A 22,904-nucleotide genomic window follows, 5' to 3' on the forward strand; every position below is an offset into this window, starting at 1 on the left:
ATTGGGATTCAGCCCAATTTTTCCCCTGCCCCGGCAGGCATTCCTGACCCTTCCGTCCTACTTGTCTTGGTACAGAGAATGCTTCTTTACTTCAAAAAAGTACCGTGGTATAATAGGAAAGCTAAGAACTTGTCCCATTTTCATTCTATGTCCCCAGGGACGGTTATAGAACTGACAAGCAAGAGGAGGTTTTTCCCATGGTTTCGGAACGTATGTTGGGACTGGGCACCGCCCGGTCCGTGATTCGGGAGCTGTTTGAATATGGCAAGCAGCGCGCCGCTGTAGTAGGTGCGGAGAATGTGTTCGATTTCTCTCTGGGCAACCCCAGTGTCCCCGCCCCTCCCCAGGTCAACGAGACGGCCATCCGCATTCTCCAGGAGCAGCCCGACCTCATCCACTGCTACACCAGCGCCCAGGGCGACGCCGCTGCCCGGCAGCGCTTTGCCGACTCCCTGAACCGGCGCTTCGGCGGGGACTACACCGCCGACCAGTTCTACCTCACCGTGGGCGCGGCCGCCTCTTTGTGCTGCGTGTTCAACGGCCTGACCTGCCCCGGGGACGAGTTCATCGTCTTTGCCCCCTACTTCCCGGAGTACAAGGTGTTCATCGAAGGGGCCGGTGCCAAGATGGTGCTCATTCCCCCGGAAATCGAGCACTTCCAAATTGACTTTGACGCCTTCCAGGCCGCCATCACCCCCCACACCAAGGGCGTGGTGGTCAACACCCCCAACAACCCCTCTGGCGTGGTCTACTCCCAGGAAACCCTGGAGCAGCTGGCCGCCATCCTCACCGCCAAGAGCCGGGAGTACGGACACCCCATCTACCTCATTTCCGACGAGCCCTACCGGGAGATCGTCTTCTCCGGAGTCAAGGCCCCCTGGATCCCCCACCTGTACCGGGACACCATTGTGTGCTACTCCTTCTCCAAGTCCCTGTCCCTGCCCGGCGAGCGTCTGGGTTATGTTCTGGTCCCCGGCCAGGTGACCGATGCCCAGCAGGTCTATGCCGCGGTGGCCGGAGCCGGCCGGTCCCTGGGCTACGTCAATGCCCCCAGCCTGTTCCAGCAGGTCACCTCCCTGTGCTGTGACCTGACCTCCGACCTTGCCGTCTACGAGCGCAACTGTCAGCTGCTGGTGTCCTCTCTGCGGGAGATGGGCTACCATGTGGCCCAGCCCGGCGGCGCCTTCTACCTCTTCCCCCGGTCCCTGGAGCCCGACGACTTGGCCTTCAGTGAGCGGGCCAAGCAGTTTGATCTGCTCCTGGTCCCCGGCTCCGGCTTCGGCGCCCCCGGCCACGTACGCATCGCTTACTGCGTGCAGACCGAGATGATCGAGCGCTCCCTGCCCAAGTTCAAGGCCCTGGCCGATTCCTACCGCTGATTTTTCTGTCCGTCCCGTTTTTTCGGGGCGGACATTTTTTCTGTTTTTTGTTAAAATTCAGTTAAAATTGTCCCTCTTTCTTAAAATCGTCCCCCTTTTTTGCCCGATTCCTCCCTGCTTTCCTCCTCTATTTTTATGGAAATCTCACCTTTCCAAAGCCTACTTTTTCCTGTATGATAAAAGAGCAAAAAAAGAAAAGACTATAAAATAATGATTCCCAACAGGAGGAAATCAAGCATGAGAAAAACCAAAGTGATTTGTACTCTGGGCCCCGCGGTGGACAACGAGGAAATGATCCGCGCTCTCATCCGCACCGGCATGAACGCGGCCCGGTTTAACTTTTCCCACGGCAGCCATCCCGAACACCTGGCCCGGCTGAATCTGCTCAAATCCGTCCGGGACTCCATGGGCTGGCCGGTGGCTACCATTTTGGACACGAAGGGTCCGGAAATCCGCATCAAGGGCTTTGACACCAAGGCCATCACCCTGGAGGCGGGGGACTCCTTCACCCTGACCACCGACGACATCACCGGGGATCAGACCCAGGTGTCGGTGACCTACCCCGAGCTGCACAAGGAGCTGACCGTGGGGCAGGAGATCCTTATTGACGACGGTCTGGTGGCCATTCGGGTCAAGGAGATCGAGGGTACCCGGATCCACTGCACCGTGGAAAATGGCGGCACCCTCTCGGCCAACAAGTCCATCAACATCCCCGGCGTCCACATCCATCTCCCCGCCCTCACCGAGAAGGACGTATCCGACATCCAATTCGGCGTAGAGAACGACTTTGACTTTGTGGCGGCCTCCTTTGTCCGCCGGGCGGCGGACGTGGAGGCGGTGCGCCAGGTCCTCCATGACTGCGGCGGGGACAGCGTAAAGATCATCGCCAAGATCGAAAACCAGGAGGGCGTGGACAACATCGACGAGATCTTGGCCGCTGCCGACGGCATCATGGTGGCCCGGGGTGACCTGGGCGTGGAGATTCCCGCCGCCCGGGTACCCATCCTGCAAAAGCAGATCATCCGCAAGGGTCTTCAGGCGGGCAAGCCGGTAATCACCGCCACCCAGATGCTGGACTCCATGATGCGCAACCCCCGTCCCACCCGAGCGGAGGTGTCCGACGTGGCCAACGCCGTCTTTGACGGCACCAGCTGCGTGATGCTCTCCGGGGAGACCGCCGGCGGCAAGTACCCGGTGGAGGCCCTGACCACCATGGTGGGCATCATCAACGAGGCGGAGAGCTCCATCAACTACTGGCGCCAGTTCCAGAAGCAGCGGGTGGTTCCCGCCTCCAACATCAACGACGCCATCACCCACACCTGCTGTCTGACCGCCAAGGACCTGGACGCCAAGGCCATTCTGGCCGCCACCAGCTCCGGCCGCACCGCCCGTATGATCTGCCGGTTCCGCCCCGCCTGTCCGGTGGCCGCCCTGACCATGAGTGAAAAGGTCCGCCGCCAGCTGGCTATCTGCTGGGGCGTCATCCCCTTCCTCACCGGAGAGGTCAACTCCACCGACCGGATCTTCTCTCTGTCCGCCGAGGTGGGCGTGAAGGAGGGTCTGGTGCAAAACGGCGACACCGTGGTCATCACCGCCGGAGTCCCCTTGGGCAAGAGCGGCTCCACCAACCTCATCAAGGCCCAGGTCATTGATCAGGACGCCATGTAACGGTTTCCTTTCCCAAACATCACCCATAGGAAAGACCGGCCGGCCCCAAAAGGGCCGGCCGGTCTTCTTGCTTTACTGAGGCACATGATTCAGGTCCTGATAAAAACAGAAGCTGTTTTTACCATTTTTCTTGCTCTCGTACAGGGCGATATCCGCCTGCTGAAGCACCGCATTATAGTAGTAACCCCGGTTATACACCATGGTGACACCGATGCTGCAGGTGAGACTATAGGTGTGATCGGTCTGCATGCGCTGCAGCAGCTGCTGCAGCCGTTCTTCCAATTGAGCCCGCTCCAGATGGCCTTTGACGAAAACCAGGAACTCATCTCCTCCCATTCTGCCAATCAGGTCCTCCTGACGGAAGGTATAGGTGAGGATCTTGGATACCTGCTTCAGGGCCCGGTCTCCCTCCAAATGGCCCATCTGATCGTTGATTTCCTTAAAATTGTCCACATCCAGCAGCATCAAAATGCCACAGGGACCAGCTTCCTTATCAAACCGGTGGACATAGGCTGACATTTCTCGTTCAAAGGCCGCCCGGTTATATTTCCCGGTCAAGGGGTCCCGGTTGGCCGCCTCCACCTGGGCAAACTCCCGCTCCTTCTGGGCGTTGATGTCCTTGAGATAGATCAATGCAAAGGCATTTTGGGTGGTGTCCTCCCGGAAAATGTGGATCACCAGCTCCACCCACCGCAGTTCTTCTCCAATGGGGCGGCGGTAATATAGGCGTCTGGTGTTCTCACCCTGGCCCAGCAAACGGCTCCACCCTTCCCGGCTCCGGTAACTCTTGAGTTCCTTCAGCTCCTCTGCCGGCAGATACTGGGTCAACCGCTCCTCTAACACCTGAATAAAGTGGGGCTGGCTTCCCTGGCGGTAGTCCTGGGCATAGTCCTGCCACAATCCACCCTGGGCCTTTAGCTGTCCGCTCTCCAGGTCCACTTCCGCATAGGCCACCGTCTCAGACAGCAGCGCCTGGTAGAATCCCTTCACCCGCGTACTCTCCAGCTCCATTACGCGCCGGGACTCCGTAGGCTCAGCCACCGCCACCACAGTGTCCAAATCCTGCTCCTCCCGGCCCAGATGCCGCACGGAAAGCCGAAACCACTGGTAACGCCCATCCTTCCCTTTCAGAAGGATTTCAGGCACTTGGGTATCCTCCTTGAGGCGGATACGGGAAAACAGCGAAAGGAATACGTCGTAGAAATGGGGGTGGACAATTTCCTGCTCCAACCAGCAAAGAGGGAAATTGGATTCATGCCGCTCGCCTCCCGCCAGCAGGGTGCGCTCGGTATGAAAGAAGATGGTTTTGTTCAGTTCGTTATACTCAAACACATCCTGCTCGTTGACGTCCGTCATAAATTTAGGCCGTTCGATGTCGCTGATGATCCGGTGATATCCCCTCAGACAGATTTTCCCGTCCTCATCCCGTCCCCGGACTCCCGTACAGCGGACCACCACCTCCCCGAGCTGGGGATGCTTCCAGGTGTATTCCAGCTGGACCACCCGCCCACTGTTAATCATCTGGCTGACCGATTGATTGACATAGTGGTAGTACCCGTCATTGACCCGGCTGTACCAGAATTGGTAGCACTCCTGAGCGTCTAGCGTGTCGGTTACTCCCATCACCTGATACATGGTGTCATCCGCTATCATCTCCCACTGGCCGTTTTCAGGATCGAAGCGAATGACCCAAAGCCCCACGCCGATATTGTTCAGGATATCGCAATAGGGCGTGTTGAGCAAAGCGTGGTAGCGCTGCTCGTTGCGGTTCTGACGGATGCGGTTGGTGAGGAAGTAGGACAGCACCCGGATCTGGGAATCATCCTGGATGGAGTAGCGGGGGTTGTCCACCCCTACAAATCCAATGACCTGTTCGTTAATCCGGATGGGCACCGCAATCAGACGGCTGATGTGCTGGGACTGGAGGACCTGCCACTCATAGGGGCTGGTTTTTCGCAGGGTATCCAGATTCAGAATAATCACCGACTGGTCCCGTTCAAAGCGCTTCACCCAGCGCTCCATGGCCTTGGGAGGCACTTGTTGTAAATTCTCCTTTTGGGGCACCACGTTGGAGGCACACCACTCAACAGTATTCTTCCAATGGTCTGACTGGAGAGAATCCGGCGCAAAGAGGTAGGCCCGGTCTGCCTGATAAAATTCCCCCACCGAGGCCAGTACGTTCTCGATTGCCTTTGCGCAATCAAGATTGCGGGCCAGGATACGGCTGTACTCCACCACTTTTTCCCCAAATGCCAGTCGTTCCTTTACATTTTGGCTAATGATCTCGTGCTTGGTCACATCCAGAGCTACCTCCAGACGCACCCGCTTTCCCCGATAGGTCATCATTTTGTCTTTGAGAATAAAATGGCGCCCGCAATATTCATTTTTCCGATCCCAGATATAGAAATCGTCGGGTTTCAGGCACTGATTGGTACAGAAGGGGCAGGGCTCATCTCTGCCTTGGAGAACTTTATAGCACTTTTTGCCCTTATAATCTCTCAGGCCAAACAGCCGCTGTCCCGCCGGATTTAAGTAGTACAGCTCATAGGTCTCCAGATCGCTGACATAGAAGATGTCGTTTTCCGTCTCCATGATGGCCTGGACAAGCTCCTCCTCCGGCCACTGCTCCATGGGGACCTGTTCCAGATCCAGACTGTGGGGATAGGCGCGTTCCCGAAGCAACCGCTGCTGAAACGCTTCGCTGTCCTCTTCCATATACAGCCTCTGAAACTCCCCAGGGGGCACTGGCCGCGAGAACAGAAAGCCCTGGACCAAATTGGGCCGCAGTTCCTCCAGCACGGCCAGCTCTTCCGTGGTCTCCACACCTTCGCAGCACACCCGGATTTGAGAGCTCTCCGCCAGCTCCAGCATGTTGCTCAGCAGCCGGTAGTTATAGGCGCTGTGCTGGATATTGCTGATAAAGCAGCGGTCAATTTTGATCTCATCGATTTCCAGCTGCTTCAGCCGCCCCAAGCTGGAGTAGCCCGTGCCAAAGTCATCCACGGAGATCTCGATCCCCACCTGCTTCCACTGGCGGAAGATCTCGTTGAGGTAGGGGTAGTCCAGCATCTCCATGCTCTCGGTCACTTCCACAATGAGGGCGCTGCCCGGCAGGCCGCTGTCCCGCACCGCCTTGAGCACCGACTCGGTGACGTCCGATTGGCAGAACTGGATATAGGACATGTTGATGCTCACTCGCATGTCCGGAATCTTCTGCCGCCACTGCTTACACTGTTCCAGTGCCGTATTTAACACCCACACGCCTACAGGGCAAATCAGCTTGCTCTGCTCCAAAATGGGGACAAATTCTCCCGGGGAGACATCTCCTCTCCGGGGAGAGCGGTAGCGCAGCAGCGCCTCCGCCCCGTGGAGACGGAAGCCGTGAAGGGCGATCTGGGGCTGGTAACACAGGGAGAAGCCGGAGAAGCCATCCTGTACACTTTTTTGCAGGTCTTCCTTCAGCTCCAGGGCCGCCAGGTCCTTTTCATAGTCCTCCGCAGAGAAAAACCATAGCAGATTCTTTCCCTGGGCCTTGGCGTAGTCCAGGGAGTTTTCCGCATACTGGTACAGAGTTCCCCCATCCGGAACCAAATACTCCCGAAAGGGAACACAGCCGCCGGACAAGGTACACTGTCCCTCCAGCCGGCGCTGCACCTGGGAAAACAGTGCGTCCACCGCATCGGCGTCCCGCTGGGGCAGAACAACGGCAAAGCAATCTCCGTTGACCCGGTAGATCCGCTGAGTCCCGTCTGTGGCGTCCTCCAGGGAGGCAACCACCCGCTTGAGCACCTGGTCTCCATATTCCCGGCCGTTTTTCAGATTGATAGCTTTTAGATTATCTACGCCAACCAGCAGTAAAAAGCCGTCCAGTTCCCCTTCCAGAACCGCCTCCAGCTCCCGCTTCAATACCTCCATGGTAAAGGCTCCGGTCAGGCGATCGGCCTTGATGGTGCTGGCCGAGTCGGATACCCGCCCCATCATCCACATGGGCCGGCCCTGTTCATCCACATGGGTCTTGCCCCGGCAGCTAATCCAGGTCACATCTCCCGCCCGGTCGATGACCCGATACTCCATGTTATGGATCAGCTTCTCGCCCCGCATTACCTGGTCCAAATCCTGCTCCAGCGCCGGCAAATCCCGGGGATAGACCATGTCGCACCAGTCTGCAATCGTGCAGAATTTTTTCCCTCCCTGTAAAATCGGGTAACGAGCCTGGATATCCCCAGAAAAATAGAGGGTCCCGGAACCAAAGTCCCAGAAAAAGAAATATTCGTCTGAGCTCTCACTGAGAAAATTCAGGACATTCCGCCACAATCCAATTCCCTTTTCCCTTCCCAGTTCAAATTCCATCATTCTTCTCTCCTGTTTCCGCTCTTATACATACCTGCTGCGGCACATGTATACATCGTCATTATAACCTGCCCGTTTCCCTTCCGCAAGGCCCTAGGGCTTTCTGCCGCCTGGATGTACGGCTTTGAGCATCTTTTCCCAGCTCTCGCTCCATAGGTAGGAGGGGATTATCCAGATGCGACAGGTCATTACCAACTACTGGCTGCAGTGGCTGTGCGCCTGCTGCGGGGCGGGATTGTGCGCCTGGCTGCGGCTTGTGCGGCGCCGGCTGCGCCAAACCGACCAGCGGCAGCAGGCCGCAGAACGTGGGATTCGGGCCCTGCTCCGGGACCGGATCGTCCAGGCCTACTACCACTATTCCGAGCGGGGCTGGATCACGCTCCACGGCCTGGAAAATGTGGAGGCCCTGTATCGGGAGTACCACGCCCTGGGCGGCAACGGTCCGGTGACCAAGCTGGTGGAGGATTTACGCACTCTGGAGGTCCGCGACCAATGACCGTCCCTGAGACGGGAGGAGGTGAAGTGTAAGCCGTGGAATTTGGAGTGGCATCGGTGGCGGCCATTACCGTCATCTGTTACCTGGCCGGACTGGTGGTGAAGGCCACCCCCTGGAACAATGACTCCTTTATCCCCATCGTCTGCGGGGCGGCGGGGGGCCTGCTGGGCCTGGCAGCCCTGTACCTCCCCCTGCCGGATTTTCCCGCGGGGGACCCCCTCACCGCCACAGCGGTGGGCATTGTATCCGGTCTGGCCGCCACCGGCCTGGACCAGGCGAAAAAGCAGCTCAACCATTGACGCTCACACTGGAAAGGAGAAGCAACCATGAAGCAGCACCTGTATGAAATTTACACCCTGACCCGGGACAACCAGGCCCCCGATCTGACCATCGGTCTGGCCCTGTACCGTGACCAGCACCCCGGCCTGCTCACTCAGGAGGAGGACCGGGCCATCCGGGAGTTTATGGGCCGCCACGGCCAGGAGCTCTCTGAGGCCTTCCCCGACCGCGCCGCCTTTGACGCAGCCGTGGAGGCCGGTCTGGCCGCCGACGCCGCCCTGGAGCAGACGGACGGCAAAGAGCAGGCTTGAGGAACCATCTCCATGTGCCCGGCATAGAATGGAATCGGAGGTGAGCCCATGAATCTGCGCAAGCAGCTTTTGACCGAAAATGATTGCTACCGCTCTGGCCGCTCCCTTCGTCCCAAGGGGGTAATGGTCCACTCCACGGGGGCCAACAACCCCAATCTGTGCCGCTATGTGGCCCCCAACGACGGTCTGTTGGGCCAGCCCTCCCTGCGCCACTGGAACCAGCCGGGCACCGGGGCCTGCGTCCACGCCTTTATCGGCAAGCTGGCTGACGGCAGCATCGCCGCCTACCAGACCCTGCCCTGGACCATGCGGGGCTGGCACGCGGCCAGTGGGGACAAGGGCAGCGCCAACGACACCCACATCTCCTTTGAGATCTGTGAGGATAACCTGGGGGACGAGGGCTATTTTCAGGCAGTGTACCGCCAGGCCGTGGAGCTGACCGCCTATCTGTGCAAGGAATTTGACCTGGATCCTCTGGCGGACGGCGTGGTTATCTGCCACAGCGAGGGCCACAGCCGGGGCATCGCCAGCAACCACGCCGACGTGATGCACTGGTTCCCCAAATTTGGGAAAACCATGGACACCTTCCGGGCTGATGTGGCCCGGGAGCTGGAAGGAGACGAGCAAGTGACACAGGAGCAATTTGACCAGCTGATGGACAACTGGCTCAAACGTCAGGCCCAGCAGTCCGCCTCTTCCTGGGCCACCCCCATTTTAAAGCAGGCGGCCGCTGCCGGCCTCACCGACGGCACCCGACCCCAGGCCTTTGCCACCCGGCAGGAGGTGGCGGCCATGGTGCTGGCCAGCAAAAGTTGATATGGGCCTGGTCCCATGAACAGCAAAACGCCCCGGGCAATCGCCCGGGGCGTTTTTATATGCTCAGCCGCCCGCACAGGGCAGCACCGCCTTGACCACCAGTCCCCCCTGGGGGCGGTTGTAAGCGGTAATGGTCCCTCCGTGGGCCCGGATGATGCTCCGGCAGATGGACAGCCCCAGGCCGGACACCTTCCGCCCCCGGTCTGAGGTGTACAGGGGCTCAAAAATCTGGCGCAGCTGCTCGGGGGGCACCCCCTGGCCGTTGTCCCCAAACTCCAGCACCAGGTCTGCCCCCTCCTGGCGGCACACCACCAGCAGCCGCAGCTCCTTGGCGCCGCTGTGCTGGATGCTGTTGCTGATGAGGTTTCCAAAGTACCGGCGCATGTGGGGGGCATTACAGATGAGCCGGGCCTTGGGACAGCGGCACTCCACCTCCAGGCTCACGCCCGCGTCCCCCAGCTCCTCCTGGTACTCCTCCCGCAGATTGTCGCACAGCTGCTGGGCGGTGACCACCTCCATAGTGGCCTTGTCCCGCAGGCCGGCATCCAGATAGGTATCAAACTCATCCACAATGGATTGGATAGCCACACCTTTGTCATGGATGCCATGGAGGTACCGCTCCCGCTTCTCCGGCGTGAGGGAGGCATTGAGCAGCCGCTCGGAGTAGCCCAGCACCGAGGTCAGGGGGGTCTTGATGTCGTGGGAGATGGAGGCGATGAGCCGCCGCTCCGAGCGCTCCTTAGCCTGAAGGGCCTCAGTCAGGTCGGCAAAGGTGTTTTGCAGCTTGCCCACCTCGTCCTGCCTGGGACTGCGGGGGGGCAGGCTGCCCTGTTCCCAATACTCCCGTATGATGCGCCGCAGGCCCATAATGGGGGAGACCAGCAGCAGGTAGAGCATGACTCCCGCAACCACCAAAATGATCAGGTTGAAGAGCGCCAGCCCCCAGAAAGCCCGGTGCCCCACCGCCTCGATCAGATCCTGTCGGCTGAGGGTACGGCTCCACACCAGCACCTGCAGCTCCGTTTCGCTGTCCACCTGGGCTGTGGCTGTGCCCGACATGGTCAGCTGTGCGCCGGTCCAGTCCGGGGGGAATACCTGTGCCAGCACCGTCCCCTGGCTGTCCTGGACGCTGCATCCCACCCCCCGCTGGCTGAGAAATTCCTCCAGCCCCGAGCAGTCCCCCCGGCTCCCCTCCAAAAAGGAGGCCACCTGCCGGGCCTGCTCCTGGGCCGTCCCCATGGCGGCGTCATAGGTGTCCCCCACGTAGTCCCGGAGGTAGCGGAGAAACCAGGAGAAGGTCAGCGCCCAGCCCAGCACCGCCAGGGCCAGCAGGGCAAAGATCATCTTCCGGGACAGTTTGGCGCTCAGCCAGCCCGCCCCGGGAAACCGCCAGCGGCGGCGTTCACCCTCCATGGTCCTCTCCTCCCGTCTGCTCCTCATAGCCGCTCTTGGTGACAAACCGGTAGCCCGACCCCCAGATGGTCTTGATGTAGGCCCACTCCGGGTCCAGCTTGGTGCGCAGGTTCTTGATGTTGATGGCTACCGTGCCCACGTCCCCGTAGTCGGTCTCCCACACGTCCCGGAAAATCTGTTCCCGGGACAGGGTCCGTCCGGCGTTGCGCATCAGGTAGGCCAGCAGGTCAAATTCCCGGGTGGACAGCTCCACCCTCCGCCCCTGCCGCTTCACCAGGCGCTGGGCGGGGTCCAGCCAGATCTCTCCGATGGTGATGGGCGCCTCCTCCCGCCGGGGGGCGGCACCGCCCAGCCGGGCGCTGGTGCGCAGATGGGCCTGGACTCGGGCGGCCAGCTCCTCCAGGGCAAAGGGCTTGGTCAGGTAGTCGTCCGCTCCCAGACCGAGGCCCTCCACAATGTCCGCCACGCTGTCCTTGGCACTGAGGAAGAGGATGGGGCAGTTTACCCGGTCCCGGATCTGGCGGCATACCTCCAGCCCGCTGATGCCCTTCATCATAATGTCCAGCAGGATCAGGTCAAAGGACTCCTCCTCCAGCCGCTTCAGGGCCCGCTCGCCGCTGCCCGCGGTGGTCACCTCCATGCCCCGCTCCCCCAGCACGTCGCTCACCAGCTCCAAAATGGACGCGTCGTCGTCCACCGCTAAGATCCGTGCTGCCATAGCTGTTCCCCTCCTCCCGGCGTTCCTGGCGCCGCAATGGTTCTGTTTTCCTTATTATAGCAGACCCCTTTCCCCGTGACCATGAAGAATTATTAAGCCACCGGGGCCATTTATTAAGGATTATTAGGAATGGCCCCGGCGCGTTGACTTTCCTCCCGGGGGAAGCATACAATTTACCAACGGAACGGGGCCTCTCCCCGTCAGTATCCCATTAAAGAGGGTGAACCATTTGCTGGAAACCATTGCCCATAAGCTGACCCGCCGGCCCAAGCTGGTCATCGCCATCGCCCTGGTGCTGCTCATCCCAAGCATACTGGGGGCGGCCTTTACCCGGGTCAATTACGATATCCTGTCCTACCTGCCCCAGGACCTGGATTCCGCCAAGGGGGAGGCCCTGCTGGAGGAGCCCTTCCACATGGCGGCCACCACCATGCTCATTGTGGAGGGCATGCCCCCCGAGTACACCCACCAGCTGCAGCAGCAGGTGGAGCAGGTGCCCGGGGTGAGCAACGTCATCTGGCTGTCCAGTCTGGTGGGCATCCAGGTCCCTAACGAATTGCTGCCTGAGGATATCCGGGACATCTTTTTCTCCGGGGACGCCACCATGATGATCGTGCAGTACGACCAGCCCGGCGCCTCCAACGCCACCATGAAGTCCATCCAGCAGGTGCGGAACCTGTGCAACAAAAACTGCTTTCTGGCCGGGTTCTCCGTATTCATCAAGGACACCAAGGACCTGATCTCTCAGGAGATGCCCCTGTATGTGCTCATGGCGGCCACCCTGTCCATTCTGGCCATGTGCCTGACCATGTCCTCCTGGCTGCTGCCGGTGGCTTTGATGGTGAGCATCGGTCTGGCGGTGCTGTATAACTTTGGCACCAACATTTTTATGGGTCAGATCTCCTTTGTCACCCAGGCCATCGCCGCGGTGCTCCAGCTGGGAGTGACCATGGACTACTCCATCTTCCTCTACGACCGCTACCAGGAGGAGCTTCCCCACCACGAGGACCGGCGGGACGCCATGGCCTCCGCCATCGTCTCCGCCTTCCGCTCTCTGTCGGGCAGCTCCCTGACCACCATCGCCGGTTTCCTGGCCCTGTGCTTTATGCGCCTGACCCTGGGCAAGGACATCGGCCTGGTCATGGCCAAGGGAGTGGTGCTGGGCATCGCCACCGTGGTGCTGGTGCTCCCCTCCATCCTGCTGGTGATGGACGGCCCCATCCGCAAGTACCGCCATCCCGCCATCACCCTGAAAATGGAAAGGCTCAACTCCTTCATTGTCCGCCGGCGGCGGTGGTTTGTGGGGCTGTTTCTCCTTCTCTTCGTCCCCGCCATTTACTCCAACAACCACACCCAGGTCTACTACAAGCTGGATGAGTCCCTGCCCCAGGATATGCCCTCCATCGTGGCCACCGACAAGCTGAAAAACGAGTTTGACATGGCCTCCTCCCACTTTATTGTCATGCGGGATGACCTGAGCCGGGCCGCCATGAAGGAGCTGGAGGAGTCCATAGAGCAGCTGCCCGGCATTACCAGCGTGGTAGCCTACGACAAGCTCATCCCCAGCACCATTCCTGACTTCTTTATCCCCCAGGACATCAAGGACCTGTGCAAACAGGACGGCTATCAGATGCTGATGGTCAACTCCTCCTACGTCACCGCCTCCGATCAAGTGGCGCAGCAGTTGCAGCAACTCAGTGACCTGGTGAGGTCCTACGACCCCGGAGCCTACATTACCGGTGAGGCCGCCATGACCGCCGACCTCATCTCCACCTCGGCGGTGGACTTCCAGGTCACCAACTACCTGTCCATTCTGGCCATTTTGGTCCTGGTGGCCCTGGCCTTCCGGTCCATCTCCATCCCCATCCTGCTGGTGGCCACCATTGAGCTGGCCATCTTCATCAACCAGGGCATTCCCTACTTCACCGGCACCCGGATTCCCTTCATTGCCCCCACTGTCATCGGCTGTATTCAGCTGGGCGCCACGGTGGACTACGCTATCCTCATGACCACCCGCTTCCAGGAGGAATTGCAGAAGGGAAAGGACCGCAAACAGGCCATTCAGGCCGCCGCCACTGCAGCGGACACCTCCATCCTCACCAGCGCCCTGGTCTTTTTCTGCTCCACCCTGGGAGTGGCCGCCATCTCCACCATGGAGATCGTCAGCAGCATATGTCTCATGCTCTCCCGGGGGGCCATCATCTCCGCTCTGGTGTGCATGTTCATCCTCCCCTCGGTGCTGGTGGTGTTTGAGCCTGTCATTGCCAAGACCACCCTCCACTGGCGGACCCCCAAAGCGCCCAAGGCCTCCAAACGCCCCAAGCTCCCCAAGTCCCCCTCCCATACCTCCCTGCCCTGGCGCAGGAAGGAAAAAGCCCTGACTGCCGCCGGGGACCAACCCTCTCTCCAACCGGAGGAGGGAACGGAACCGGCCTCGGACGAGGAGGATACCCCTGTGGGCCCCATGTCCTGAAAAAAAGGAGTGTATTGCCATGAAATTTCATTGTTCTGCCCTTGTGCGGCGGGGCGGGGCGGCCGCTTTGGCCCTCACTCTGCTGACGGGGCTGTGTCCCGCCGCTCTGGCCGATGAGGCCCAGCTCCCCCCCACCCACGACGAGACCTACTACGCCACCCTGGACTACTACGGCGGGGTGATGGACAGCAGCGTGGTCAAAAGCTACCAAACCTTCGGGGCCTCCTCCATCACCGACTACGGGGTCTACCAGGAGGTCACCAACCTCACCGACGACCGGGAGGCCACCCTGGGCGAGGACTCGGTGACCTTCCAGCTGGGGGAGGACGCCCCCAACCGCTTCTACTTTGAGGGGAAGACCACCAAGCCCTTGGAGGAGTTTCCCTGGACACTGTCCCTGTCCTACTCCCTCAACGGGGTGCCCGCCAAGGCGGAGGAGCTGGCGGGACAGCAGGGGGTGGTGGACATCACCCTGAACGCCCTGCCCAACCCCAACGCCTCGGAGTACAGCCGGAACAACCTGATTCTCACCGCCGTGTCCATGTTCAACGGGGACGACATTCTCTCCCTCCAGGCTCCCGGCGCCCAGGTACAGATGATCGGCAACCTGTACTGCGTGCTGTACATGGTCCTGCCAGGGGAGGAGCAGCACTTCACCCTCTCGGTGGGCAGCAACGCCTTTACCTACTCGGGCATGATCTTCCTGGCAATGCCCGCTACGCTGGACCAGCTGGACAAGATCGCCGACTTAAAAGAGGCCAAGGAAAAGACGGAGGACTCCTACAACGCCATTCAGGACAGCCTGGATGTGATTTTAAACACCCTGGAGGGGATGAGCGGCAGCTTCAACACCGCCGCCAACGGTCTGGACGAGCTGGACAAGGCCCGGGACACCGTCTCGGCGGGAAAGCAGAAGGTCTATGACAGCCTGGACATCGCCCTGGATGCCGCCGGACCGCTGGCAGAGTCCCTCCAGCCCATGGAGGAGCACCTCACCACCGCCCAGCAGGCCCTCACCGACACCACCGCCCTGCTCAATGAGATGAGCGCCAACCTCACCTCCCTCAAGCCGGAGGTGGAAAACGCCCGGGACATCCTGGAAAGGCTGCAAAAGGACACCAAGGAGCTGCGGGAACTGCTGGACGAGCTGGAGTCCTACCCCTCCCGGGCCAAACGGACCGCCAAATACTTGGCGGAGGACTTCTCCTCCCTGGGCTCCAGCCTGGGCAGCCTGGAGAAGACCCTAAAATCCCTCCGCACCCAAATTTCCTCCCTGGACAGCCAGATCTCCGGTCTGGAGGGGGGCAACAAGAACTACATCACCATCAACGGCAAGACGGTGGAGGAGATTGAACGTCTGGTGTCCCAGGCCAATCAGCTCCGGGCGGCCTATGAGGCCTCGGAGTATGTGGATGTGATCTCCTTCCAGGACTTTATCACCAGTTACCTGATGGAGAGCACCGGAGCCGGCCCTGAGGAGGCCGCTGCCCAGGCCGCCGCTCTGGCCCAGCTGTGGGTCCAGGCCCAGACCTCAGAATTTGAGGAACAGCTGAGCCAGGCCAAGCAGATCAACCAGCTGCTCAAGGAGTTTGACCTCACCGTCAGCCAGCTTAAGAGCCTGGTGGGCGCCGTCAACGACGGAGCCTCCCCCATCCTCAAGCAGCTGGAGAGCCTGTGCAACAGCCTGGGCTCCGGCAAGCTCAGCGGAGACCTGGAGGACCTGTCCAAGCTGATGGAGGACATGATGAAGGACCTGGACGAGCACAGCGGTGCCCTCTCCTCCACCCTGTCCTCCCTGGACCGGGCAGGGGACCTGGCCATCCGGGTCAGTGAGAATGTGGACACCGCCCTAGACCAGGTGCAGTCCCTCACCGACCTGATGAACACCTATGAGCCCCAGGCCCAGCAGGCCCTGGAGGACGCCAAGACCTTTGCCTCCTCTGCCTCCACCAGCATCACCGCCCTGGTGGACGCGGCCAAGGCCGCGGAAAACCTGGCCAAGGAGAGCGGCCCCCACCTGAATGCGGGGACCAAGCAGGCTCTGGAGGGACTATCCTCCGCCCTGCGCGAGTCGGCCAAGGGGCTGGGGCAGACCAGCACCATCCGCAACGCTAAGGACACCATTGACGCCCTCATCCGGGATGAGTGGGACAGCCATACCGGGGAGGGGGACAATCTGCTGCTCATGGATGCCTCGGCCCAGCCCATCTCCCTTACCGATTCCCGCAATGAGAACACCACCAGCATCCAGTATGTGATGCGCACCCAGGAGATCCAGGAGGAGGACCCTCCGGCCCAGGAGTTCCCCGCCGCCGACCAGGGAGACAACGGCACCCTCTGGACCCGGATCGCCGACATGTTCCGGGACATCTGGAACACCATCACCGGCTGGTTCCATTGATCAAAAATCATAACAAAAGCGCCCTCCCATGGGAGGGCGCTTTTTTCTGCTCTGTTCGGCCTTAATCCGTGAGGGAGGGCTCAGACTGGGGCTGCTTCTTTTTCCGGAAGCGGAAGTGGCTGAGGTTATCAATGACGGAGTAATAAACGGGGGTAAAGACCAGGGTGATGATGGTGGAGATCACCATACCAGAGATCATGGTGACGCCCATGTCGGACATCATCTCGTTGGTGTCTCCAATGGCCAGGGCCATGGGCACCATGGCCAGGATGGTGGTAAGGGTGGTCATGAGGATGGGGCGCACCCGGAGGGGGCAGGCGTGGAGGATGGCCTCTTCCCGACTCTCGCCCATGCGCCGGCGGACCTTGATGTACTCCACCAGGATGATGGAGGAGTTGACCACCGTACCGGCCAGGATGATGATGGAAACCAGAGAGATGATGGACAGGTCCCGCCCGGTGAGAGGCAGGGCAAAGAGGGCGCCGGTAAAGGCCACGGGCAGGATGAGCATGACGATGACGGGCATGGCGAAGGACTCAAACTGGGCGGCCAGCACGAAGTACACCAGGCCCAGGGCCACGGCCAGGGCCAGGAGCAGGTCACCGAAGCTGTCCATCATGTCGGTGTAGCTGCCGGAGATTTCGGCGGTGTAGCCCTCGGGCATGGCGTAGCCGTCCAAAATGGTGGTAATCTGCTGGGTGATGGCGGTGGTATCGCCGGAGATGGTGTCGCCGGAGATGGTGACCTGGCGGGACTGGTTGGAGCGGGCGATGCTCTGGGGGGCCTTCTCCACCACCACATCGGCCACCGAGGACAGGGGGACGCTGCCGCCGTAGGAGGAGGGGATGGACATGGACTTCAGGGCGTCCAGGCTGGTAGCGGCGGCTCCGTCGCCCCGGACGATGACATCCATCTCCTTGTTGTCAATGGTGACGGTGGTGGCGGTGGTGCCGGTGAGCTCCGCCCGAACGGCGGCGCCCACGCTGGCGGCGGTGAGACCGTACTGGGAGGCGGCCTCCCGGTTCATGACCACCTTCACCTGGTCCACCTTCTTGGACAGGGAGGTGTCCACATCCACGGCGTCGGGGAGGGCGGCGATCTGGTCCACCAGGTCGTTGGCGATCATCTCCAGGGTGTCGTAGTCGTCGCCGGTAATCTCCACGCTGATGTCGTCTCCGCTCACCATCCCCATGGAGCTGGAGGCGCTGACGGTGATCTCACAGCCGGCGATGTCCTGGAGGGCGGGGCGCAGGTCGTTGACCACGTCAAAGCTGCTCCGCTCCCGCTCGCCCTTGTCCACCAGGTTGACCATCATGGTCACCGACTCGTCCTGGGCGATGTAGTACATATCCTCCAGCTCGGGGACCTCACTTTGGACGATGCGGGCCACCCGGTCGGCGATGGCGGAGGTCTCCTCCACCTCAGAGCCGATGGGCATGGAGATGCTCACCGACACCTGCCCCTGGTCCATGTCGGGCATAAGGACCATCTTGGTGGAGAACAGGGTGGCGGCAAAAATGACCACCAGGGCCAGAGAGGCCAGCATGCCCAGCTTCAGGTGGCGGATGAAGTAATTGAGCAGAGCCATGTAGCCCCGGTAGATCCGCTGCACCAGTCCACTTGCAGACCGCGCCAGGGAACCGGGCTGCTTCTGGGCGCGTTTGAGGGCCTTGCGGCGGATCTTCTCCTCATCCATCATGAAGTAGCACAGCAGGGGCACCAGGGTCAGGGCAATGATGAGGGAGGCCCCGATGAGGGAGGCGATGGTGAGACAGAAGTCCCGGAACATCATGCCGGCCAGGCCGGTGGTCAGGCCCAGGGGGACGAAGACGGCCAGGGTGGTGAGGGTGGAGGCCACCACCGAGGAGGTGACCTCCTTGGTGCCCTCCACGCAGGCCTCCATCCGGTTCTTCCCCTCGGCGGAGAAGCGGAAGATGTTTTCCAGCACCACGATGGAGTTATCCACGATCATGCCTACGCCCATGGCGATGCCGCCCAGGCTCATCATGTTCAATGTCAGGTCCAGCACGTGCATGAGGATGAAAACGGACAGAATACACACGGGCATGGAAATGGCGATGGTAACGGTGGCGTCCCAGCGGCGCAGGAAGAGGAGTACCACCAGGGCGGCCAGGAACACGCCCTGGAGGATGTTCTGGAAGGCGGCCTCCACCGACAGGTCGATGTACTCACTGGCCAGATAGGGTGTGGTGTAGCGAATGCTGGGATTGTCCTGGCTGAGCTCCTCCATACGCTGGGCCACCTCGTCGGAGACGGCGGCCTCGTTGGCGGAGGACTGCTTGGAGATCTGGAGGATGACACAGGCGGTGTCCCCCACCTTAGCCACGGCGCTGGGGTCGGTGTTTTCCAGGGTGACGTCGGCCACCTCAGACAGGCGCACCGTCCCGCCGGTGGGCAGGGTGAGGAGCATATTGGCTACGTCGTCCACCGTCTGGAACTTGGCGTCGGTGGAGACGGTGAGCTTTTTCGAGCCATTTTGCAGCTCGCCGCCGGGGTAGAGGAGGTTCTGTCCGGCCAGGAACTGGGCCACATAGGAGTTGGACAGTCCCAGGCCCTCGCAGCGGGTGGGGTCCAGCTCCACGGCGATCTGCTGCTCCACGCCGCCGTTGACGCTCACCTGAGCCACCCCGTCAATGCGCTCCAGGGCCGGGGCCACCACGTCGTCGGCCAGGGCCTGGAGCTCCCCCAGGTCCTCCCCCATAAGGGCGATGATGGCGGTGGGCATCAGCTCGCTGATGTTCATGTTCATAATCACCGGGTCAATGGCGTCCTCGGGGAGGGAGACAGCGTTGAACTTCTCCCGCAGCTTGGTGGCGGCGATGTCCAGGTCGGTGCCCTCCACATAGGTGATCATGATCTGGCTGGTGCTGTCGGCGGAGGTGGATTGGACGGAGTCTACGCCGGGCACCGACATGATGGCGCCCTCCAAGGGCCGGGTGACCAGCTCCTCCATGTCGCTGGGGCTGGCGCCGTTGTAGTAGCACACCACCACAGCCATGGGGGCCTCAATGTCGGGCATCAGGGCCATCTGGAGCTGGGTGCCGAACATCACGCCGAAGATCACGATAAGGATGACGGCCAGCAGAGTGGCCACTTTATGTTGAATAAAAAACTTTGCGCTGCTCATGGGCGTCAGCCCTCCCCGGATACAATCCGAACCGGATCGCCGTCAGCCAGATAGGACTGGCCTACGGTGACCAGCTGCTGGCCCTCCGTCAGGCCGGAGGTGATCTCGGTGACACCGTTTCCGGTCAGGCCGGTGGTCACCTCCACATACTTGGCCAGGTCCCCGTCCACCACATAGACGTACTGGGTAGAACCGCTGGTGAGGATGGCCTCGGAGGGGATGACGATGGTGTTGTCGGAGGTGTCGGTGCGGAAGGTGACGTCGGCAAACATGCCGGAGAGCAGGCCGGACACCTCAGCGGGTACGGAGACGGTGACGTTATAGAGCTTGGTCTGGGCGTTGGCGGCCTGCTCCACCGCCCGGATGGTTCCGGTGAAGGAAGCTCCCACGGCGCTGACCGTCACGTCCACCTCGTCCCCAATTTCCAGCTTGGGCACCAGGGCCTCGGAGACGGAAACGGTGATCTTCATCTGGTCCACCCCGTCGATGACGGCCACGGGCATGGAGGGAGAGACCATACCGTTTTCCACGGCGGACAGGGAGACCAGGGTACCCGAGATGGGGGCAATCACATTGCCCTGTCCATCCACATTTTCCAGCACGGTGGACAGCTGCTCCACGTTGGCCTTGGCGCTCTGCATCCCCGCCTCCAGCTGGGCCAGGGTGGAGTTGCGGGTGGCCCGGGCGGAGTCCAGCTGCAGCTGGGCCTGGTCGATCTCCAGCTGGGAGGCCGCCCCGATCTCCTTAAGAGCCTTCAGGTCGTTGACGGTCTTCTCATACAGGGCCACCTGGCTGTCCAGAACGGCCTTCTGGTCCTGGTAGCTCTGGACGGAGGAATTGTAGCTGATGTTGGCAGCGTTATAGGAGGACAGGGTGCTGTCCAGATCCAGGGTACACAGCTTCTGCCCCGCCGTGACCTGGTCCCCCGCGTCCACATAGACGGCGGTACACTTGGCGCTGGTGGAGATGTAGACGGAGCTCTCGTTATCAGAGACCACCTTGCCGGAGACCTTGTTCTCGGTGGAGATGGAGCTGACCTCCACCTGCTCCACCTGGACGGCCACCCCGGCGGGGGTGCCGGCCTGGGAGGAGGAGGCATCGGAGCCGGTCTGGCTGCCGCAGGCGGTGAGGGATAGGGCCAGGGCGGCGCCCAGGGCCAGGATTCGGAAATGGGTTTTGGTTTGATGAGCCATCATGGTTGCTCCTCCTAATAATCAGTTCAAAATGCCGTAGTCCACGGCCCAGCGGTAGTTGTTGTAGGCGGAGAACAGGCTGATTTTCGCGCTGTCCACCGTATCCTGGGCGGCGCTGACCTCGTCGGCGGCGTCCTTGAGCTTATTTTCCGACAGGCTCCCCTGCTCGTACTTCAGCTGCATGGAGGCGTAGGTATCCTGCTGACAGGCCAGTGCGGTTTGGGCGGCGGCAAGGACCTGCCAGTCGTCCTTGACCTGGTTATACAGAGTACGGAAGCTCATCTCAAAGCTCTGCACCGTGGCGTTGTATGTATACTCCGCCGCCTGGCGCTGGTGCTGGGCAGCCTTGTACTGGTAAGTATTCTCCATATAGCCCTTGGCTGACTCCTTGGCGCTCTCCTTGGTGTCCTCCAGGGTGCGCTGGGCGGCAAAGAGCTGGTAGCTGTTGGCCTTGGCCTGCTCCAGGTCGGCCTCCAGATCCATGGCCTCCAGGTCCTGTCCGGTCACCTGGGGCAGGGGCTGGAGCTGGATGGTCCCGGAGAGCTGGGCGCCGAGCATCAGCTCCAGCTGATATTTGTAGTTGGCAATGTTCATCTCCAGGGTTTCCTTGCCGCTCACCGCGGTGGACTTCCCCGCCTTGGTCTGCTCCAGGGTAAGGGCGGAGATCTGCCCCAGGTCGTAGCGCAGCTCCATCTCCTCCACGGTGCGGTCCAGGGCGGCCAGGGTGCGGTCCAGGGAGGCGTCGTTGAGCTCCATCTCCGCCAGGGCCACATACATGGACTGGGCGGCCATCACCACCTGGTCCTGGGCGTTGCGCAGCTGGCGGATAATGGCCTCGTTGTCCTCCTGAAGCTTGCCGTCCTTCAGATCCTCAAAGGTATCCCTCATGGAGTTATAGCTCTGTTGCAGGGACGTGCTGGAGGAGGTGGAAACCATATTGATAATCAGCATGTCTTCATCCGTAAAATCATATTGGGGAATCTGTGCCAGGAGGTCCCCCGTAGAACTGATCGCATCGATCTGCTTGGCAATTGTGTTGAGGGAGTCCACCATCTGCTCCCGCATCTTGTCGTAGTCGATGACCTCCAAAGCGGCGATGTTCTCCTCCAGGGCCAGCAAATTCAGGTTGTTCTCCCGCAGGCGGCTGTCCAAGTTGGCAAAGGACACCGTCCCCACCGGGTCGGGTACCAGCTCCTCAGGGGCCACATCCGTCTCCTCCGACTCGCTGCCCGTCTCTTTCGTCTGAGCGTCGGTCTCCAGCCCTTGCGCCTCCTGGTTCTCCACCTGGGTCCGTTCCTGTCCAGCCGTCGGTTCCGCCTGGACATCCTCACCCAGATCGGCAGCCAGAGCAGTAGCTCCGCACAGAGCAGCCGCCAGCGCGGCGGTCAGGGCGAACACCTTCCAGTTCTGCTTCAACATTGGCTTCCTCCTTCTATGGCATGGCCGGGGCGCTGGTCCGGTTCCAGGCTCCCCAATTTCACAATTTCAACCCGTTTCCTCAATAGTTCCCGCTGCCGCTCCCACTGCTCCGGGTCCCGCAGGGTCTCCATAATGGCATAGGCCAAGGGAGCGATAATCATAAAAAAGACCTGATTCAAAAACTCCGGGTCCTGCTCTCGCAGACGGCGCGCCACACTCAGCTGCCGCATCTGTTCGGGCATCAGACCGGGCTCATTGGCCAGAAAGTGGTGAAAATCCATCCCCTGGTTCAGCCGCATTACCTGAATACACCGGCTCATCACAGGGTCTGTGATTCCCCTCCGGCCCACAAAGCGGTCAAAAGCCCGCAGGGACATGGAAAACAGATCTCCCTCCACGTCCTGAAGAATTTCCTGCATGGCATGGGCAAAATACTCCCGCATACTCCCCATCAGATACCAGAACAGGTCCTCCTTGTCCTGAAAATATTGATAAAAACTCCCTCTGGGGATATGGGCGTTATGAATGATCTGGTTAATGGACGCATCGGCAAAGCTGCTCCTGGAAAACTCCTCCCAGGCCGCTTCTACCAGACGCTGCCGCTTCTCTTCCGGCAGGCGGAAAAAGGTACTGCTGGGCATAGGACCCCTCCCATTTGTGACAATCTGTCGCTTATGACAGTCTGTCACAAATTATACGCATCCCCCTTCCCCCTGTCAATGATAAATTTGGTTAAAGTTGCGTTAATATTCTTCCCCTTCCATCTTCATTGGCTTTGACAGAGAACGGATGTCCTTATATAATTAAGGTATTCCAGGGCGGACCGCTGTTCTGTCCGCC

Annotated in this window: 15 protein-coding genes; 8 read left to right on the top strand and 7 right to left on the bottom strand. The window is 60.6% G+C overall.

Annotated features, from left to right (window positions below; translation table 11 throughout):
- The first annotated feature begins 197 nt into the window (after positions 1-197).
- A complete protein-coding gene (locus B5E43_RS05750; RefSeq protein WP_087394523.1) occupies positions 198-1,379 on the top strand; it encodes a pyridoxal phosphate-dependent aminotransferase in 1,182 nt (393 codons plus the stop codon).
- A 237-nt stretch (positions 1,380-1,616) separates the two neighbouring features.
- On the top strand, positions 1,617-3,047 hold the full coding sequence (pyk, locus tag B5E43_RS05755) for a pyruvate kinase (protein ID WP_242964728.1): 1,431 nt from the start codon (positions 1,617-1,619) through the stop codon (positions 3,045-3,047).
- Positions 3,048-3,119: 72 nt separating this feature from the next.
- Here the strand turns inward: pyk and B5E43_RS05760 are convergent, their stop codons facing one another.
- The gene (locus B5E43_RS05760) at positions 3,120-7,397 is read right to left on the bottom strand and encodes an EAL domain-containing protein (RefSeq protein ID WP_158098974.1); all 4,278 of its coding nucleotides are present in this window, start codon (positions 7,395-7,397) and stop codon (positions 3,120-3,122) included.
- A 175-nt stretch (positions 7,398-7,572) separates the two neighbouring features.
- Here B5E43_RS05760 and B5E43_RS05765 point away from each other — a divergent pair, with 175 nt between their 5' ends.
- The 4 genes from B5E43_RS05765 to B5E43_RS05780 are packed head-to-tail and all read left to right on the top strand — an operon-like array spanning position 7,573 to position 9,299.
- The gene (locus B5E43_RS05765; protein WP_087394530.1) at positions 7,573-7,893 is read left to right on the top strand and encodes a hypothetical protein; all 321 of its coding nucleotides are present in this window, start codon (positions 7,573-7,575) and stop codon (positions 7,891-7,893) included.
- Positions 7,894-7,928: 35 nt separating this feature from the next.
- A complete protein-coding gene (locus B5E43_RS05770; protein ID WP_087394532.1) occupies positions 7,929-8,192 on the top strand; it encodes a phage holin family protein in 264 nt (87 codons plus the stop codon).
- Between the two features lie 27 nt (positions 8,193-8,219).
- Positions 8,220-8,483, top strand: a complete 264-nt coding sequence (locus tag B5E43_RS05775) for a hypothetical protein (protein ID WP_087394534.1) — start codon at positions 8,220-8,222, stop codon at positions 8,481-8,483.
- A gap of 48 nt (positions 8,484-8,531) precedes the next feature.
- Positions 8,532-9,299: a peptidoglycan recognition family protein gene (locus B5E43_RS05780; protein ID WP_087394536.1), complete on the top strand. Its 768-nt coding sequence runs from the start codon at positions 8,532-8,534 to the stop codon at positions 9,297-9,299.
- Positions 9,300-9,362: 63 nt separating this feature from the next.
- Here B5E43_RS05780 and B5E43_RS05785 read toward each other — a convergent pair whose 3' ends face one another.
- Positions 9,363-10,712, bottom strand: coding sequence for a HAMP domain-containing sensor histidine kinase (locus B5E43_RS05785; RefSeq protein WP_143382956.1), 1,350 nt, complete (start codon positions 10,710-10,712; stop codon positions 9,363-9,365).
- Positions 10,702-11,430, bottom strand: a complete 729-nt coding sequence (locus tag B5E43_RS05790) for a response regulator transcription factor (protein ID WP_087394540.1) — start codon at positions 11,428-11,430, stop codon at positions 10,702-10,704. Before B5E43_RS05790 ends, B5E43_RS05785 begins: the two co-directional genes overlap by 11 nt.
- Positions 11,431-11,659: 229 nt before the next feature.
- On the opposite strand from B5E43_RS05790, the gene B5E43_RS05795 reads away from it, so the two are divergent.
- Both B5E43_RS05795 and B5E43_RS05800 read left to right on the top strand, forming a co-directional pair.
- A complete protein-coding gene (locus tag B5E43_RS05795; protein WP_087394542.1) occupies positions 11,660-13,903 on the top strand; it encodes an MMPL family transporter in 2,244 nt (747 codons plus the stop codon).
- A 19-nt stretch (positions 13,904-13,922) separates the two neighbouring features.
- Positions 13,923-16,304, top strand: a complete 2,382-nt coding sequence (locus tag B5E43_RS05800) for a hypothetical protein (protein ID WP_087394544.1) — start codon at positions 13,923-13,925, stop codon at positions 16,302-16,304.
- Between the two features lie 61 nt (positions 16,305-16,365).
- Here the strand turns inward: B5E43_RS05800 and B5E43_RS05805 are convergent, their stop codons facing one another.
- The 4 genes from B5E43_RS05805 to B5E43_RS05820 are packed head-to-tail and all read right to left on the bottom strand — an operon-like array spanning position 16,366 to position 22,705.
- A complete protein-coding gene (locus B5E43_RS05805) occupies positions 16,366-19,452 on the bottom strand; it encodes an efflux RND transporter permease subunit (protein WP_087394546.1) in 3,087 nt (1,028 codons plus the stop codon).
- Between the two features lie 5 nt (positions 19,453-19,457).
- Positions 19,458-20,648 carry an efflux RND transporter periplasmic adaptor subunit gene (locus tag B5E43_RS05810; RefSeq protein WP_087394548.1) on the bottom strand — a complete coding sequence of 397 codons (1,191 nt, stop codon included), beginning with the start codon at positions 20,646-20,648 and terminating at the stop codon, positions 19,458-19,460.
- 18 nt (positions 20,649-20,666) lie between these two features.
- Positions 20,667-22,064, bottom strand: coding sequence for a TolC family protein (locus B5E43_RS05815; RefSeq protein ID WP_087394549.1), 1,398 nt, complete (start codon positions 22,062-22,064; stop codon positions 20,667-20,669).
- Complete coding sequence (locus B5E43_RS05820) at positions 22,058-22,705, bottom strand: TetR/AcrR family transcriptional regulator (RefSeq protein ID WP_087394550.1); 648 nt, start codon at positions 22,703-22,705, stop codon at positions 22,058-22,060. Before B5E43_RS05820 ends, B5E43_RS05815 begins: the two co-directional genes overlap by 7 nt.
- Between the last annotated feature and the right edge of the window lie 199 nt (positions 22,706-22,904).

It is taken from the genome of Flavonifractor sp. An100, assembly GCF_002161175.1.
Lineage (GTDB): Bacteria > Bacillota > Clostridia > Oscillospirales > Oscillospiraceae > Lawsonibacter.

What these genes read in the sequence shown, in the direction of transcription:
- B5E43_RS05810 (WP_087394548.1), bottom strand. Translation starts at nt 20,648, where the DNA reads ATGATGGCTCATCAAACCAAAACCCATTTCCGAATCCTGGCCCTGGGC.
- B5E43_RS05760 (WP_158098974.1), bottom strand. Translation starts at nt 7,397, where the DNA reads ATGGAATTTGAACTGGGAAGGGAAAAGGGAATTGGATTGTGGCGGAAT.
- pyk (WP_242964728.1), top strand. Translation starts at nt 1,617, where the DNA reads ATGAGAAAAACCAAAGTGATTTGTACTCTGGGCCCCGCGGTGGACAAC.
- B5E43_RS05800 (WP_087394544.1), top strand. Translation starts at nt 13,923, where the DNA reads ATGAAATTTCATTGTTCTGCCCTTGTGCGGCGGGGCGGGGCGGCCGCT.
- B5E43_RS05750 (WP_087394523.1), top strand. Translation starts at nt 198, where the DNA reads ATGGTTTCGGAACGTATGTTGGGACTGGGCACCGCCCGGTCCGTGATT.
- B5E43_RS05790 (WP_087394540.1), bottom strand. Translation starts at nt 11,430, where the DNA reads ATGGCAGCACGGATCTTAGCGGTGGACGACGACGCGTCCATTTTGGAG.
- B5E43_RS05815 (WP_087394549.1), bottom strand. Translation starts at nt 22,064, where the DNA reads ATGTTGAAGCAGAACTGGAAGGTGTTCGCCCTGACCGCCGCGCTGGCG.
- B5E43_RS05805 (WP_087394546.1), bottom strand. Translation starts at nt 19,452, where the DNA reads ATGAGCAGCGCAAAGTTTTTTATTCAACATAAAGTGGCCACTCTGCTG.
- B5E43_RS05820 (WP_087394550.1), bottom strand. Translation starts at nt 22,705, where the DNA reads ATGCCCAGCAGTACCTTTTTCCGCCTGCCGGAAGAGAAGCGGCAGCGT.
- B5E43_RS05775 (WP_087394534.1), top strand. Translation starts at nt 8,220, where the DNA reads ATGAAGCAGCACCTGTATGAAATTTACACCCTGACCCGGGACAACCAG.
- B5E43_RS05785 (WP_143382956.1), bottom strand. Translation starts at nt 10,712, where the DNA reads ATGGAGGGTGAACGCCGCCGCTGGCGGTTTCCCGGGGCGGGCTGGCTG.
- B5E43_RS05780 (WP_087394536.1), top strand. Translation starts at nt 8,532, where the DNA reads ATGAATCTGCGCAAGCAGCTTTTGACCGAAAATGATTGCTACCGCTCT.
- B5E43_RS05765 (WP_087394530.1), top strand. Translation starts at nt 7,573, where the DNA reads ATGCGACAGGTCATTACCAACTACTGGCTGCAGTGGCTGTGCGCCTGC.